This window comes from Chromobacterium sphagni (assembly GCF_001855575.1).
GTDB classification, from domain to species: Bacteria; Pseudomonadota; Gammaproteobacteria; order Burkholderiales; family Chromobacteriaceae; genus Chromobacterium; species Chromobacterium sphagni.
Genome location: NZ_MKCS01000002.1, coordinates 493,911 through 508,172, shown reverse-complemented (window position 1 = coordinate 508,172; position 14,262 = coordinate 493,911). Strand labels below are relative to the sequence as shown.

At 64.8% G+C, this 14,262-nt stretch carries 13 protein-coding genes; 6 read left to right on the top strand and 7 right to left on the bottom strand.

Annotated elements, in window-relative coordinates:
- Positions 1–5 precede the first annotated feature (5 nt).
- Positions 6–1,634: a methyl-accepting chemotaxis protein gene (locus BI347_RS18210; protein ID WP_071116653.1), complete on the top strand. Its 1,629-nt coding sequence runs from the start codon at positions 6–8 to the stop codon at positions 1,632–1,634.
- 162 nt (positions 1,635–1,796) lie between these two features.
- Positions 1,797–3,179, top strand: coding sequence for an ATP-dependent RNA helicase DbpA (gene dbpA / locus BI347_RS18205; RefSeq protein WP_071116652.1), 1,383 nt, complete (start codon positions 1,797–1,799; stop codon positions 3,177–3,179).
- Between the two features lie 66 nt (positions 3,180–3,245).
- Here the strand turns inward: dbpA and tauD are convergent, their stop codons facing one another.
- The 5 genes from tauD to BI347_RS18180 form a co-directional block, all read right to left on the bottom strand.
- On the bottom strand, positions 3,246–4,079 hold the full coding sequence (tauD, locus tag BI347_RS18200) for a taurine dioxygenase (RefSeq protein WP_071116651.1): 834 nt from the start codon (positions 4,077–4,079) through the stop codon (positions 3,246–3,248).
- A gap of 12 nt (positions 4,080–4,091) precedes the next feature.
- The gene (gene tauC, locus BI347_RS18195; protein WP_083339034.1) at positions 4,092–4,943 is read right to left on the bottom strand and encodes a taurine ABC transporter permease TauC; all 852 of its coding nucleotides are present in this window, start codon (positions 4,941–4,943) and stop codon (positions 4,092–4,094) included.
- Positions 4,940–5,725 (bottom strand): taurine ABC transporter ATP-binding subunit, encoded by a 786-nt coding sequence (tauB, locus tag BI347_RS18190; RefSeq protein WP_071112387.1) that lies wholly within the window; start codon positions 5,723–5,725, stop codon positions 4,940–4,942. The genes tauC and tauB overlap by 4 nt, the downstream gene beginning before the upstream one ends.
- 3 nt (positions 5,726–5,728) lie before the next feature.
- Positions 5,729–6,715: a taurine ABC transporter substrate-binding protein gene (gene tauA, locus BI347_RS18185; RefSeq protein ID WP_071112386.1), complete on the bottom strand. Its 987-nt coding sequence runs from the start codon at positions 6,713–6,715 to the stop codon at positions 5,729–5,731.
- 170 nt (positions 6,716–6,885) lie between these two features.
- On the bottom strand, positions 6,886–8,502 hold the full coding sequence (locus BI347_RS18180; RefSeq protein ID WP_071116650.1) for a methyl-accepting chemotaxis protein: 1,617 nt from the start codon (positions 8,500–8,502) through the stop codon (positions 6,886–6,888).
- 295 nt (positions 8,503–8,797) lie between these two features.
- Between BI347_RS18180 and BI347_RS18175 the strand changes: the two genes are divergently transcribed.
- The gene (locus BI347_RS18175; RefSeq protein WP_071116649.1) at positions 8,798–9,463 is read left to right on the top strand and encodes a 7-cyano-7-deazaguanine/7-aminomethyl-7-deazaguanine transporter; all 666 of its coding nucleotides are present in this window, start codon (positions 8,798–8,800) and stop codon (positions 9,461–9,463) included.
- A 71-nt stretch (positions 9,464–9,534) separates the two neighbouring features.
- Here BI347_RS18175 and BI347_RS18170 read toward each other — a convergent pair whose 3' ends face one another.
- The gene (locus BI347_RS18170) at positions 9,535–9,933 is read right to left on the bottom strand and encodes a nuclear transport factor 2 family protein (protein ID WP_071112383.1); all 399 of its coding nucleotides are present in this window, start codon (positions 9,931–9,933) and stop codon (positions 9,535–9,537) included.
- A 216-nt stretch (positions 9,934–10,149) separates the two neighbouring features.
- On the opposite strand from BI347_RS18170, the gene BI347_RS18165 reads away from it, so the two are divergent.
- The 3 genes from BI347_RS18165 to BI347_RS18155 all read left to right on the top strand — a co-directional run bounded on the left by BI347_RS18165 (position 10,150) and on the right by BI347_RS18155 (position 13,541).
- Positions 10,150–11,187 (top strand): LLM class flavin-dependent oxidoreductase, encoded by a 1,038-nt coding sequence (locus BI347_RS18165; RefSeq protein WP_071116648.1) that lies wholly within the window; start codon positions 10,150–10,152, stop codon positions 11,185–11,187.
- A 300-nt stretch (positions 11,188–11,487) separates the two neighbouring features.
- Positions 11,488–12,888: an L-serine ammonia-lyase gene (locus BI347_RS18160; RefSeq protein WP_071116647.1), complete on the top strand. Its 1,401-nt coding sequence runs from the start codon at positions 11,488–11,490 to the stop codon at positions 12,886–12,888.
- Between the two features lie 119 nt (positions 12,889–13,007).
- Positions 13,008–13,541, top strand: coding sequence for a GNAT family N-acetyltransferase (locus BI347_RS18155; protein WP_239690948.1), 534 nt, complete (start codon positions 13,008–13,010; stop codon positions 13,539–13,541).
- 103 nt (positions 13,542–13,644) lie between these two features.
- On the opposite strand, the gene BI347_RS23705 is transcribed toward BI347_RS18155, so the two are convergent.
- Positions 13,645–14,067, bottom strand: a complete 423-nt coding sequence (locus tag BI347_RS23705) for a hypothetical protein (protein ID WP_139167257.1) — start codon at positions 14,065–14,067, stop codon at positions 13,645–13,647.
- Positions 14,068–14,262 lie beyond the last annotated feature (195 nt).

Here is a 14,262-nt window from a genome sequence, read left to right as displayed (position 1 = left end):
AGACCATGAGAAAATTTTCCGACTGGCCGATCTGGCTGCGGCTGACAGGCGCCATCTGGAGCTGCCTGATCGTGGCATGGGGCGGACTGATCGCCTGGGAAACCCAGGCCAGCCGCCAGATAGCCGTGGAGCAGGCCAAGGATCTGGCCCACAGCATGAACGAAATGACGCTGGCCGGCCTGACCGGCATGATGATCACCGGCACCGTCGGCCAGCGCGACGTGTTTCTCGACCAGATCCGCGAACTGTCCGCCGTGCGCGACCTGCGAGTGATACGCGGCGACGCCGTCAGCAAGCAGTTCGGTCCCGGCAACGCCGGCGACAAGGCCAAGCCCGGCGATGACGTGGAGCGCGCCGCGCTGCGGGACGGCAAGCCGCACATTCAGATCGAATCCACGCCGCAGTTGGGCGAGCACCTGCGCGTGGTCTACCCCGCCATCGCCTCCGGCAACTACCTGGGCAAGAACTGCCTGTCCTGTCACCAGGTGGCGGACAAGACCCCGCTGGGCGTGGTCAGCATGCGCATATCATTGGAAAAACCCTATGCCGCGGTGGACAGCTTCCGCACCCAAAGCATCCTGTTCGCGCTGTTCGCCTCCTTGCCCATGCTGGCGGTGGTGTATCTGTTCATCCGCCGCTTCGTCACCCGGCCGTTGCAGGAAATGTCGGCCGGGCTGTCGGAACTGGCCAAGGGAGAAGGCGACCTCACCCGCCGCCTGCCAGCCGCGCATAAGGACGAAATCGGCATCACCGCCAGCCACTTCAACCGCATGCTCGGCACCGTGGCCGACCTGGTGCGCCAAGTGAGCGACTCCGCCAACGCGGTGGCGCAGTCATCGCGCCGGCTGTCTAGCGGCGCCAACCAGTTGGCGGCCAGCTCGCACCGGCAGAACAGCCAGTCACAAGCCGCCGCGGAGGCGGTGGAGCAACTGGCCTCGCACATCGGCGAGATCGCCGGCAAGGCGGAGCATGTCAGCGATGGCGCCGAGGAAAGCCTGCAGAGATCGGAACAGGGCCGGCTGAGCCTGCAGCAACTGCAGCAGGAAGTGGGACAAGTGCAGGACGCGGTGCAATTGATGGCGCAGGCCGAAAGCGACCTCGCCAACTCCACCGCCATCATCACCAGCATGACCCGCGAGGTGCGCGAAATTGCCGAGCAGACCAATCTGCTGGCGCTCAACGCCGCCATCGAGGCGGCGCGCGCCGGCGAGCAGGGCCGCGGCTTCGCCGTGGTGGCGGACGAGGTGCGCAAGCTGGCGGAGAAATCGGCCAAATCCGCCAGCGAAATCGACACCGTCACCAGCTCGCTGAACGGCAAGACCCACGCGGTGCGCCAGGCGGTGGCCGCCAGCCTGCAATCGCTGGACGCCAGCCGCCAGTCCGCCGACAGCGTGGCCAGCGTGCTGGCCGCCGCCAACCAGTCTGTCGCCGCCGTGCGCGGCGGGCTGAAACAGATCGTCGAGGTCACCGAACAGCAGCGCCGCACCAGCCAGATGGTGAACGAGAACATCGACGCCATCGCCGGCATGGCGCGCACCAACGACGCCGACATCCAGCAGACGGTGGGTGCGGCCGAAGAGCTGGAAACGCTGGCCAAGCGGCTGATCGATTCGGTCTCCCGCTTCAGGGTGTGAGAGGATAGGCCGGCAAAAACGGCGGCATCTGATAAAACTAGATAGGAAGTCCCCAGCGCCCGGCTCCGCCGGGCTTTTTTCACACAAAATGCGCCGGGCATTTGGCCGCGAGCCTCACTGCTGTTACACTGCCCAGCCTTTAGCCAACCGCGCCAAGTCATTGTGAAACCAGCTGCTTTTTCCACCCTGCCCCTGCCCGCCCCCTTGTTGTCCAACCTGGACAGCCTGGGCTACCACCAGATGACCGCCATCCAGGCCGCCAGCCTGCCCGCCATTCTGGAAGGCCGCGACCTGATTGCTCAGGCCAAGACCGGCAGCGGCAAGACGGCTGCGTTTGGACTTGGCCTGCTGGCCAGCCTCAATCCGCGCTGGTTCGGCGTGCAGGCGCTGGTGATGTGCCCGACGCGCGAACTGGCCGACCAGGTGGCGCAGGAAATCCGCCGCCTGGCGCGCGCCATCGACAACATCAAGGTAGTGACGCTGACCGGCGGCTCGCCGATGGGCCCGCAGATAGGCTCGCTGGAACACGGTGCCCACATCGTGGTGGGCACGCCGGGCCGGCTGCAGGACCACCTGTTCCGCGAAACGCTGAACCTCACCGGCGTGAAGACGCTGGTGCTGGACGAGGCCGACCGCATGATAGACATGGGCTTCATCGAGGAAATCGTCGGCATCGTCCGCGCCTGCCCGAAAACCCGCCAGACCATGCTGTTCTCCGCCACCTATCCGGAAGACATCCGCAAGGCCAGCGCGCAATTCCTGAAAAACCCAGTGGAAGTGAAGGTGGAATCGCTGCACAAGGCCGACCACATTGAGCAGTGGTTCTACAAGGTCCAGCCGGAAACCCGGCTGGAGACGGTCAGCCGTATCCTCAAGCACCTGCGCCCCACTTCGGCGCTGGCCTTCTGCAACACCCGCGAGCGTTGCAAGGAACTGGTGCGCGAGCTGCAGGATCAGGGCTTCAACGCGCTGACCCTGCACGGCGATCTGGAGCAGCGCGAGCGCGACCAGATCCTGCTGCGCTTCGCCAACAAGAGCGCCACCGTGCTGGTGGCCACCGACGTGGCGGCGCGCGGCCTGGACATCAAGGAACTGGACGTGGTGATCAACGTCGACGTCACCCACGATCCGGAAATCCACATCCACCGCATCGGCCGCACCGGCCGCGGCGAACAGCACGGCCTGGCGCTGACGCTGGCCACCGACAGCGAGGCCAAGCGCCTGGTGCAGATCGAAAACTACCAGCAGGCCGACCTGACCTGGGCCGACGTGGAAGAGCTGACCCCGGCCCCGGGCGGCCCGCTGCTGCCGCCGATGGTGACGCTGGAAATCGCCGGCGGCAAGCGCGAGAAACTGCGCCCGGGCGATCTCTTGGGCGCCCTCACCGGCGAAGCCGGTTTCACCGGCAGCCAGATCGGCAAGATCAATATCTTCGAATTCGCCAGCTTCGTCGCGCTGGAGCGCAGCATCGCCGAGGCGGCGATGGCCAAGCTGTCGCAAGGCAAGATCAAGGGCAAGCAGTTCAAGATGCGTTTGATCGGCTGATCCCAGCCCTCCCCGGCGTCAAAAAGGCCACCCGCTCCCGGATGGCCTTTTTTGCGTCGCCGCATCTCAGAACGGCTTATCCCCCAGTATCGTCGCCCGATGCATCACCCGCCTCGCCGGGCGATAGTCGTCCACCGCGTAGTGGGTGGTGCAGCGGTTGTCCCAGAAGGCCACGTCGCCCTCCTGCCAGCGCCAGCGCACGCTGAACTCAGGCCGCGCCTGGTGAGCGAACAGGAATTGCAGCAGCGCCCGGCTCTCGGCCTCCGGCAACTCGTTGATCTCGCTGGTGAAGCCCTCGTTGACGAACAGCGCCTTGCGGCCGCTTTCCGGGTGGATGCGCGCCACCGGGTGGCTGAGCGGCGGGTGCTGCCGCCGCGCCTCCTCCCAGCGCTGGCGGTCGGCCGGGCTTTGGCCGTAGCGCTTGAGCGGGAAGGAGCGGGTGAAGTCATGCGTGGCGGTCAGCCCGTCCAGTAACGCCCGCATCCGCTCCGACAAGGCCTCCCAGGCGGCGGTGCCGCTGGCCCAAAGGGTGTCGCCGCCGAACTCCGGCAACTGCCGCGCCGCCAGCACCGCGCCCAGCGGCGGGGTTTCGATGAAAGTGACGTCGGTATGCCAGATGGCGTTGTCTTGCAAATCCACCGCCTCGGTGTCCAGCACCATGATCTGGCGCGCGTCCGGATGCTGCGGATATATAGGATGGGTGTGCAGATCGCCGAAACGGACGGCGAAATTGCGCTGCTGCAACGGCGTGATGTCCTGGCCGCGGAAAAACAATACCTGGTGCCGCAGCAAGGCGTCGCGGATCTCGCGGTGCAGACTGTCGCTCAGAGGCCGGGCCAGGTCCACGCCCTCCACGATGGCGCCCAGCGCCGGGCTGAGGCGGGTCAACTGCAAACTCATTTCTCACTCCTTTTAATTGTTATGGCCATGCCAAGGCGCCAGACGGCGCTGGATGGCGCGCAGACCCAATTCCAACGCGAAGGCGACGACGGCGATCACCAGGATGCCCAGCACCACCACGTCGGTAACCAGGAACTGCGCGGCCGACTGCACCATGAAGCCCAGCCCGCGGGTAGCCGCCACCAGCTCCGCCGCCACCAGGGTGGACCAGCCGGCGCCCAGGCCGATGCGGATGCCGGTGAGGATCTCCGGCAAGGCTTCCGGCAGCACCACCAGCCGCAGCAACTGGCCGCGCCCGGCTCCCAGGCTTTGGGCGGCGCGCAGCCGGTTGCGGCTGACCTGGGCCACGCCGTGGCAGGTGGCGATCACCACCGGGGCCAGGATGGCCAGGAAGATCAGCAGCACCTTGGACAGTTCACCGATGCCGAACCAGATCACGATCAGCGGCAAGTAGGCCAGCGGCGGCACCGGCCGGTAGGCTTCTATGACAGGATCAAGCAAGCCGCGTGCCAGAGGGCTGATGCCCATCAGCGCGCCCAACGGTATTCCCAGCGCCGCCGCCGCCAGCAAGGCCAGCACGATTCGCTGCAGGCTGGCCGCCAGATGCTGCCACAAGGTGGCATCCATGAAGCCCTGTCCAGCCACCAGCCGCAGCTTGAGCAGCACCGCCTCCGGCGCGGGCAGGAACAAGGGCGCGATCCAGCCACTGTGCGCCAGCAGCCACCAGCCGCCCAGCAGCAGCAGGAAGCTGCCCGCGCTGAGCCAGGCCCGTGCCGGCAATCCGCCGCGTGCGGCCGGCCTGGCATCGGGCCGGGACGCCATGGTCAACAGTTCCCGCTCGGCCGCGGTTTCAATGCCATTCATGCCGCGCTCCCCTCTGGCAGGCGCTGCGCGAACAAAGCCGCCAGCAACTGCTCGCGCAATTCGATGAAAACCGGATCGGACTTGATGGACCTGGCCGGCTCGCCGTCGCGGTAACGCCGGCTGAACGGCAGCCGCAGCCGCTCGACGATGCGGCCGGGGCCCGGCGACATCAGCACCAACTCGGTAGCAAGGAACAATGCCTCTTCGATATCGTGGGTAATCAGGAAGATGCGGCGGCCGGACTGCCGCCATACCTTGAGCAGCAGCTCCTGCATCTGCTCGCGGGTGAAGGCGTCCAGCGCGCCGAAAGGCTCGTCCAGCAGCAGCGCCCGCGATGGGCTGGCCAGCGCCCGGGCAATGCCCACCCGCTGCTTCTGGCCGCCGGACAATTGCCAAACCTGGCGATCACCCGCTTCGGCCAGGTCCACCTGCCGCAGCACCTCGTCGGCGCGCGCCCGCCTGTCCGGCTTGGCCGCGCCCTGCAGACGCAGGCCGAAAGCCACGTTGTCGCGCACGTTCAACCAGGGCAGCAGCGCATCGTGCTGGAACACCACCGCGCGGTCGGCGCCGGGCCGGCGGACGGGCTTGCCGTCGAAGCTGACCGCGCCGCCGCTGGGCTGGACGAAGCCGGCGAACAGATTGAGTAAGGTGGTCTTACCGCAGCCGGACGGCCCCAGCGCCACCGTCAGATCGTCCGGGCCGATATCCAGCGTCACCTCGGACAGCGCCGGCTGCGCCTGGCCCGGATAGCGCACCGACACCCTGTGGACCGACAGGCTCATCGCTTACCTCGCGGTCTTGACGAAACGGTTGGTCACGTACGGACCATAATCGGCCTGCAGCGCATCCACCTTGCCCTGCGCCTTGAGGAAGGCCGCGGTCTTGCCCACCGCCTGCACAAACGGCGACTGCAGCAGCGCGGCCTGCTCGTCGCGGCTCAGGAAGCGGTTGCCGCGCAGGCCGGCCACCACGTCCGGCACCGCCGCGCCGGTCAGCCGGCCAATCTTGGCGATATTGTCGGCATTGGCGATGAAGGCCTGGGGATTGGCCAGGTACTGGCCGATGGCGTCCAGCGACACCTTGGCGAAGCGAGAGACGAATTCCGGATGCTTGGCGGCGAAGTCCTGGCGCACCACCCAGATATCGTAAGTCGGCGCGCCCCACTCAGCCACCTGGCGCGAAGTGGCCAACACCTTGCCGCCGGCCTTCAGCTTGCCCAGCGCCGGGTCCCAAACATAGGCGGCGTCGATGTCGCCGCGTTGCCAGGCGGCGGTGATCTCGCCTGGACGCAGATTGAGCACGTTCACCTTGGCGGCGTCGATATTCCAGTGCTTGAGCGCGGCCAGCAGACTGTAATGGGTGGTGGAGACGAAGGGCACCGCCACCTTCTTGCCCACCAGATCCTGCGGCTTGGCGATCCCGCTGCCTGAGCGCGCCACCAGCGCCTCGGCGCTGCCGATCTCGTCCGCCACCAGAAAGGTCTGGATAGCCAAGCCGCGGCTGGCGGCGGCGGCCAGCGGGCTGGAACCGATATTGCCGATGGCCACGTCGCCTGAGGCCAGCGCGGCGATCAGTTCCGCCCCGCTTTCAAACTTGCGCCAATGAATCCGGCTACCGGTGGCTTTTTCATAGGCGCCGTCGGCCTGCGGAATCTTGGTCGGGTCGATGCCGGTCTGGTAGCCGATGGTGACGATATCAGCGGCCGACGCCGCGCCGGCCAGCAGCAGGGCGGCGGAAAGAAACAGACGGGAAAGCAAGCGCGGTTTTGCCATGATGGTATCCACTGGTAAGGTTGCAAACGCCAAACCAATCTAACAAGCACCATCGATGAAGCTAAGCAATTAATCCTGGTTTGCTTATCAGGTTCTTGCAGAAAAACCGGACGCCAAAATGAAAACAGGGCCATGCGGCCCTGTCCGGTCTTCCCCGACCCTCTTGTGTCTCACACCTGGTATTGCGCCACCGTCTTCTGGATGTGGCCGGCCTGCTCCTTCAACTGCTGCGCGGAACTGGCCGAGTCGGACGAGGCCTTGGAGTTGGCCTCGGCCATCTGGGCGATCTGCTCCACTTTCTGCGCGATGGTGTTGCTGGCGCTGCCCTGCTCGACGATGCTGTCAGATATCTCCGCCACCAGCTGCACGCCCTGCGCGGAGTTGGTCTTGATCTGCTGGATGGCCTCGCTGGCGCCGCGCGCCTTCTCCGCCTCCATGTTCACCCGCTCCACCACCTGCTGCATGCCGTTCACCGCCGCCTGCGTGCCCTGCTGCATCTTGTCTATCACGCCGGATATCTCGGTGGTGGAGCTGGCGGTGCGCTCGGCCAGCTTGCGCACCTCGTCCGCCACCACCGCGAAGCCGCGGCCCATCTCGCCGGCCCGCGCCGCCTCGATCGCCGCGTTCAGCGCCAGTAAATTAGTCTGGTCGGCAATGTCCTTGATCACCCCCAGCACCGTGGCGATGGTGTCGCTGTCTTCCCGCAGCCGGCCTATGCGCTCGGCGGCGCCGTGGATAGACTCCGCCACCGCGCTGATGCCGTCCACCGTGCCCATCACCACCCGGCTGCCGCGGTCGGCTATCTCGCCGGCCTCGCGCGCCTGCAGATTGGCCTCGCGCGCGCGGTCGGCCACATGGTTGATGCTCACCGTCACCTGCTCCACCGCCGCCGCCATCGCCGACGCCGACTCGCTCTGCTGCACCGAGCTATGGGCGATATGGCCCGACGAATCCGCCATATGGACAATGGCGCTTTCCATGGTGCTGACGCTATGGCGTATTTCCTGAAAGCTCTGCTGCAAGCGGCCCATCAACTCGTTGAAGGCGGTGGCCATCTTGCCGATCTCGTCCATCCTCTGCACCGGCGCCCGCAGCCGGAAGTCCAGCGAGGTGCGCACCGACTGCATGGTGCCCAATATCTGCGCCAGGCTGCTGCGGATATTGAAATAGAGCTGGGCGCTCAACAGGCCGCAAACTAGGATAGCCGCCGCGATGAGCGCGGTGGACTGCCAGATTGCGCCCTGGTAGGCCGTGTCGTTATCCTTGCTCAAGCCTTCCGCCAATGTGTAGTTGAACTCGATATGGTCGATCAGAGCCTGATTCAAGGCCTTGGCTTCCGCCGCCATGTCGCCGGTCATCAGCTTGTCCGCGCCGGCCACATCGTTGGCCTGCGCCAGCTGCAAATATTTTTCGCGCTGCTGCCGGTACAGCTTCATGTCGTCGCGGTCCACCTGCAAAAGCTTGCGGTCATCGTCGTTGGAAATCAGGTCTTTTTCATACTTGTTCAAGGCCGCGTCGAAGCGCTTGTCGATATCCACCAGCGATGCCATCTGAGCGGACTTCGCGGCCGGATCGGACAAGGCCACGCTGCGAGCCAGCGTCAGCCTCACCTCGGCCAGCGCCTCCTTGGCATCATCCAGAGTATGAATACTAGGAAAGGTATTGACCTTCATATAGTCAAAACGCTCATTCGCTTGCTTTAGTTGCCAGACGCCCTGAAAACCGAGCAGCAGCATGGCGATTAGAGCCAATACGGTAGTCAACAGCAATCTCTTGGTAATCGTCATGTCAGCCCTCACTCTTCCAGCCCATATCCCCAATGTGGGGTACGAGAATTTACTTAGGATATTTATAGACCCCATCTCCCGACAAACAACAAACTCGCTTGCATAAAATGCAAAAGTATTTTGCCAGGCCAGGATTCGCCCGCTCCCATACCCCGCTGATTTTCCAATGCAAACCTTTTCCCGCCGCCGCAAAGACAGTAGAATTCGGCGCTTTCGGGCCCGCCGGCCAAAATCAGGCCGCGGGAGGACATGATCTGGGTTCCCTCACCCCATTCAGCAAAAAGGCTAGAAATCGATGTTTTCCTTTACCCGCCACCAGCGCCTGGCCGCGCTGCTTTGGCTGTCGCTGTTCCATATCGCCATCATCGCGTCCAGCAATTACCTGGTGCAATTGCCCATCACTGTCTTCGGCTTCCGCACCACCTGGGGCGCGTTCACCTTTCCGTTCATCTTCCTGGCCACCGACCTGACCGTGCGCATCTTCGGCGCGCCGCTGGCCCGCCGCATCATCTTGGCGGCGATGGTGCCGGCGCTGGCCATCTCCTATCTGGTATCCACGCTGTTCTATCAGGGCAGCTGGCAAGGCGCGCAGGCGCTGCAGCACTTCAACCTGTTCGTCGCCCGCATCGCGGTGGCCAGCTTCGCCGCCTACGCGCTGGGCCAGATCCTGGACGTGCAGGTGTTCAACCGCCTGCGCCAGCTCAATGCCTGGTGGGTGGCCCCGGCGTCGGCCATGCTGCTGGGCAATGTCAGCGACACCCTGTCGTTCTTCTTCATCGCCTTCTACAAGAGCAGCGACCCCTTCATGGCCGCCAACTGGGTGGAAATCGCGCTGGTGGACTACAGCTTCAAGATCCTGATCTGCCTGGCCTTCTTCCTGCCGATATACGGCGTGGCGCTGAAGATGATACTCAAGCGCCTGCTGCGAAACGGCGCGGCCGAGCAAGCGCAGCCCGCCTGATTGCCCGATGCGGATGCGAAAACGGCCAGCCCTGCAGGACTGGCCGTTTTCCATGCCGGGGAGCGGGTGGCTTACGGTCGCATCGCCTCCAGCACCTTGGCGCTGTCGACGATCTGCACGAACTTGACGATCTTGCCGTCCTTCAAGGTGTAGACATGGGCGAATGACGCGCTGAAACTCTTGCCGGTGGCGCGGTAGGTGCCGTGGTAGAAGCCCTGGGCGATGATGTTGTCGCCGGCGTCGTAATAGCTGTCCACCGCGGCGCGGTAGCCATCCCATTCGCCGCCCAAACGCTTGAACACGTTCTCGACTATGCTCTGTGCCCCGACATAGGTGCCGGCATAGGGGAAACCGGCCGCCTCGGTCCACTCCGCGTCCGGCGCCAGCGCCGCCAGCAGATTGCGGCCGTTGTCCTCGGAATCGCCTTCGTAAGTGGCGCGGACGATGTCCAGATTGCTGCGTGGGGTCATGAGGCTTCCTTCGGGAAAACAAGAATTGTTGTCAAATATAGCCAAAGACCGGCCAATTCAAGCCCTGCCCGCCCCGGCATGCCCTCTCCCGCGGCGGGCGCCTGAATCGGCATATCCATATTCAATGCCATCTCTGCCGGCGCGCCGCATCAGCCGTATACTAGCCGCATTGCGCGCGCCTTGACGCGCGCGGTCTCCAGACAGGCTCGAAAACCCATGACCTCCTCCTCAGCCCCCCGCCTCTCCATGCTGGAGCTGGCTCCCATCGTCGCCGGCGGCAGCGCGGCCCAAGCGCTGCAAAACAGCGTGCAACTGGCGCAACATGTCGAACAACTGGGCTACACCCGCTTCTGGGTGGCCGAGCACCACAATATGGCCGGCGTGGCCAGCTCCGCCACCGCAGTGCTGCTGGGCCAGATCGCTGCCCACACCCGCAGCATACGGGTGGGCTCCGGCGGCATCATGCTGCCCAACCACGCCCCGCTGGTAGTGGCGGAACAGTTCGGCACCCTGGCCACGATGTTCCCAGGCCGCATAGACCTGGGCCTGGGCCGCGCCCCCGGCACCGACCCGCTCACCGCGCGCGCGCTGCGCCGCGACCGCCTGGGCGGCGGCGACGACTTCCCGCAGCAGGTGGCGGAACTGCGCGGCTATCTGGGGCCGGAGCACGCCGGCCAACAAGTGCGCGCCATCCCCGGCGGCGGCACCAATGTGCCGGTATGGATCCTGGGCTCCAGCTTGTTCGGCGCGCAGTTGGCGGCGCAGCAGGGCCTGCCCTTCGCGTTTGCCGCCCACTTCGCCCCGGCCCAACTGCACGAGGCGCTGGCAATGTACCGCCGCCTGTTCCAGCCCTCCGCCTGCCTGAGCGAACCCTACGCGATGGCCTGCATCCCGGTGCTGGCGGCGGACAGCGACGAAAAGGCCCTGCGCCTGGCCACCACCCTCTATCAGAAATTCCTCAACCTGATCCGCGGCGACCGCCAACCGCTGCCGCCGCCGGTGGACAGCATGGACGGCCTGTGGAACCCGCGCGAGGAGTTCTCGGTGCGCCACGACTGGCTGGGCGCCGCCGTCTTCGGCGGAGCGGAAACGGTGAAAGCCGGGCTGCAGAAACTGCTGGATGAGACCGGCGTCAACGAAATCATGCTGTCCACCGACTGCCACGACTTCACGGAGCGCATGCGCTCTTGCGAGATCGTCGCGGGACTTCTGCCTGAGTTGCGGACGACGCGGATGGAAGCGGCAACCGGCTAGGCTCCCGCCATATGCGCAAACGGGACCGCGCCAACCATTCAAACAGCATGCAGGCCATTGATATTCCAAATAAAACCCCATGCATCACAGGGTGGCATAGCCGCCGGCTCTGCGTTACCCTAGCATCCGGCAGCCGATCCAAACTGAGGCCGCCATTGACGGCGATGCCGCTGGCGCTCAAGCGCCTTGCACACCCTCGCCCGGCGGCCGTTACAATAAAGATCAGAGATAAGCGACACCTCGCGGTGCCCGACAACAACCCGGACCCGATCCGGGACTTTCCCTTAGAGAAGCATTACCATGGCAATCAGTGTTTTCGACCTGTTCAAGATCGGCATCGGCCCCTCCAGCTCCCATACCGTGGGACCGATGCGCGCCGCCCGTCAATTCATCGCCCGCCTGGAAAAGGACGGCCTGCTTGAGGCCACCTCCCGTGTCCAGTCCGAGATGTTCGGCTCGCTGGGCGCCACCGGCAAAGGCCACGGCACCGATGTGGCGGTGCTCTTGGGCCTGCAGGGCGAGCTGCCGGATCTGGTCGATACCGATGCCGTGGACGGCATGCTGGCCGCCATCCGCGCACAGCGCAAACTGAAACTGCTGGGCAAACGCGAAATCGACTTCGTCGAGGCCGAGCACCTGGTGCTGCACAAGAAGAAAACCCTGCCCTACCACCCCAACGGCATGATCTTCGAAGCCTTCGACGCGGCGGGCCAGAGCCTGTCCAAGCGCGCCTACTACTCGGTGGGCGGCGGCTTCGTGGTGGACGAAGCGGCGATCGACGCCGGCTTCACGCCGCCGGGCGTCACCGAACTCAAACACCCGTTCAAGAGCGGCGCCGAGCTCCTGGCGCTGTGCCAGCGCCACGGCAAGAGCATCAGCCAGATCATGCTGGAGAACGAATTGTCCTGGCGCACCGAAGAAGAAGTGCGCGCCGGCCTGCTGAACATCTGGAACGTGATGCAGGCCTGCGTCAAGCGCGGCTGCGAGCGCGAAGGCATTCTGCCCGGCGGCATGAAGGTGAAGCGCCGCGCCGCCGACATGCACCGTAAGTTGCTGGCCTCGCCGGAAGCCGCGATGCGCGACCCGCTGACCGTAATGGACTGGGTCAATCTGTACGCACTGGCGGTGAATGAAGAGAACGCCGCCGGCGGCCGCGTGGTGACCGCGCCCACCAACGGCGCGGCCGGCATCATCCCGGCGGTGATGCACTACTACGCCCGCTTCATCCCCGGCGCCAACGACGACGGCATCGTGCGCTTCCTGCTGACCGCCGGCGCCATCGGCATCCTGTTCAAGCTCAACGCCTCCATCTCCGGCGCGGAGGTCGGCTGTCAGGGCGAGGTGGGATCAGCCTGCTCGATGGCTGCGGGCGCGCTGTGCGAAGTGACCGGCGGCACGCCGGAACAGGTGGAAAACGCAGCGGAGATAGGGATGGAGCACAATCTGGGCCTGACCTGCGACCCGGTGGGAGGCCTGGTGCAAGTGCCGTGCATCGAGCGCAACGCGATGGCGTCGGTCAAGGCGATCAACGCCTCGCGCATGGCGCTGCGCGGCGACGGCCAGCATTTCGTGTCGCTGGACCGCGTGATCAAGACCATGCGCGACACCGGCATGGACATGAGCACCAAGTACAAGGAAACCGCGCGCGGCGGCCTGGCGATCAACGTGATCGAGGTGCCGGTCAACATCGTCGAATGCTGATCCCGCGCCATTAGAAACAGGCGGCCGTGAATTGTCACGACCGCCTGTTTTCTTGCTGGCATGCTTGCCGTCCAACTGGCACACTGGTAGCAGTATCCCAAGCCATCAGAGCCCTATCCGTGCCATTACTTGAAATCGAAACTGCCCGTCTGCGTCTGCGGCCGCTGCAAGAACACGACGACGCCTTCATTCTCGAGTTGCTGAACGAGCCCGCCTTTATCGCCAATATCGGCGACAAAGACGTCCACGACCTGGCTGGCGCCCGCAACTACATCGAGAAAGGCCCGCAGGCCAGCTACCGCCAGCATGGCCACGGCCTGCTGCTGGTGGAACTGCAGGACGACTCCTCCCCGGTCGGCATCTGCGGCCTGGTCAAGCGCGACAGCCTGCCGCATCCGGACATAGGCTATGCCTTTCTGCAGCGTCACTGGGGACAGGGCTACGCCTGCGAGGCCGGCGCGGCCTGCCTGGAACATGCCAGCGCCCGCTTGAGCATAGACTACGTGGTGGGCATCACCTCGCCGCACAATCTTGGCTCGATCCGCGTGCTGGAAAAACTGGGCCTGCAGTACGACCGCACGCTGGAGCTGCCCGGCATCAACGGCCCCAGCCTGTACTACATCCCCGCCAAAACCAGTGCGGAGAAAGAATAAGCGCTCCCAAAGGCAGCGCTTATCGCCGTCAGGTCGTTCAGTTTCGGCAGGCATCACATCAAACAGGGTCAAACCATCGGGCTGAGTGCCGCGCAAGTGCACTTCACGGGCATTGCCGGATGCGCCCAGCACCGGGAGTGGACTGCAGCTGGGCGCGGCGCGGACGCCCCCCCACTAAGCTAAAGATATTTACGCTCATCGCAGACGTGTACACCTCGACAACATCGATGGGAAAAGCCAGAGGATTGACACTCCAGCTGATCGGCACGCTGTTTTGCGAAGCCGCAAGACTGCCTCCCGGTGCCAGGAAACTGCCGACCACACTGGTGGCCAGCATATTCCATTGCGTACGGGTTCCTGCGCCGGCCAGCACCACCGGCGTAGGATTTACCACGGAGCAGCTGCCCAACACCGAAGCGCTGCTGTCATAGGCGGTGAACAGGCAGGTTGATAACGGCGGCACCTCAGCGCTAAGCGCCGGCGGCGTAATAACGATGATGACGAACCGGAAGACACGCCGCCGCAAGCAGCCAGGCCTAACGCCATGGCCAGCGATACCGCCAGCGGCACGATCTGTTGCTTGAATGCTGTTTTTTTCATGACGACTCCCTGATTAGCACGCCCCGTCCAGCGCTGGCCACACACCGCAAACGTTGAGCCCGCTCCAAACGGGGGAAGCTAACCGATAGAATCTTGCCTGAACGCCGCGCGCAACGCAGTC

What these genes read in the sequence shown, in the direction of transcription:
- BI347_RS18210 (WP_071116653.1), top strand. Translation starts at nt 6, where the DNA reads ATGAGAAAATTTTCCGACTGGCCGATCTGGCTGCGGCTGACAGGCGCC.
- tauD (WP_071116651.1), bottom strand. Translation starts at nt 4,079, where the DNA reads ATGAGTTTGCAGTTGACCCGCCTCAGCCCGGCGCTGGGCGCCATCGTG.
- tauC (WP_083339034.1), bottom strand. Translation starts at nt 4,943, where the DNA reads ATGAATGGCATTGAAACCGCGGCCGAGCGGGAACTGTTGACCATGGCG.
- tauB (WP_071112387.1), bottom strand. Translation starts at nt 5,725, where the DNA reads ATGAGCCTGTCGGTCCACAGGGTGTCGGTGCGCTATCCGGGCCAGGCG.
- tauA (WP_071112386.1), bottom strand. Translation starts at nt 6,715, where the DNA reads ATGGCAAAACCGCGCTTGCTTTCCCGTCTGTTTCTTTCCGCCGCCCTG.
- BI347_RS18180 (WP_071116650.1), bottom strand. Translation starts at nt 8,502, where the DNA reads ATGACGATTACCAAGAGATTGCTGTTGACTACCGTATTGGCTCTAATC.
- BI347_RS18175 (WP_071116649.1), top strand. Translation starts at nt 8,798, where the DNA reads ATGTTTTCCTTTACCCGCCACCAGCGCCTGGCCGCGCTGCTTTGGCTG.
- BI347_RS18170 (WP_071112383.1), bottom strand. Translation starts at nt 9,933, where the DNA reads ATGACCCCACGCAGCAATCTGGACATCGTCCGCGCCACTTACGAAGGC.
- BI347_RS18165 (WP_071116648.1), top strand. Translation starts at nt 10,150, where the DNA reads ATGACCTCCTCCTCAGCCCCCCGCCTCTCCATGCTGGAGCTGGCTCCC.
- BI347_RS18160 (WP_071116647.1), top strand. Translation starts at nt 11,488, where the DNA reads ATGGCAATCAGTGTTTTCGACCTGTTCAAGATCGGCATCGGCCCCTCC.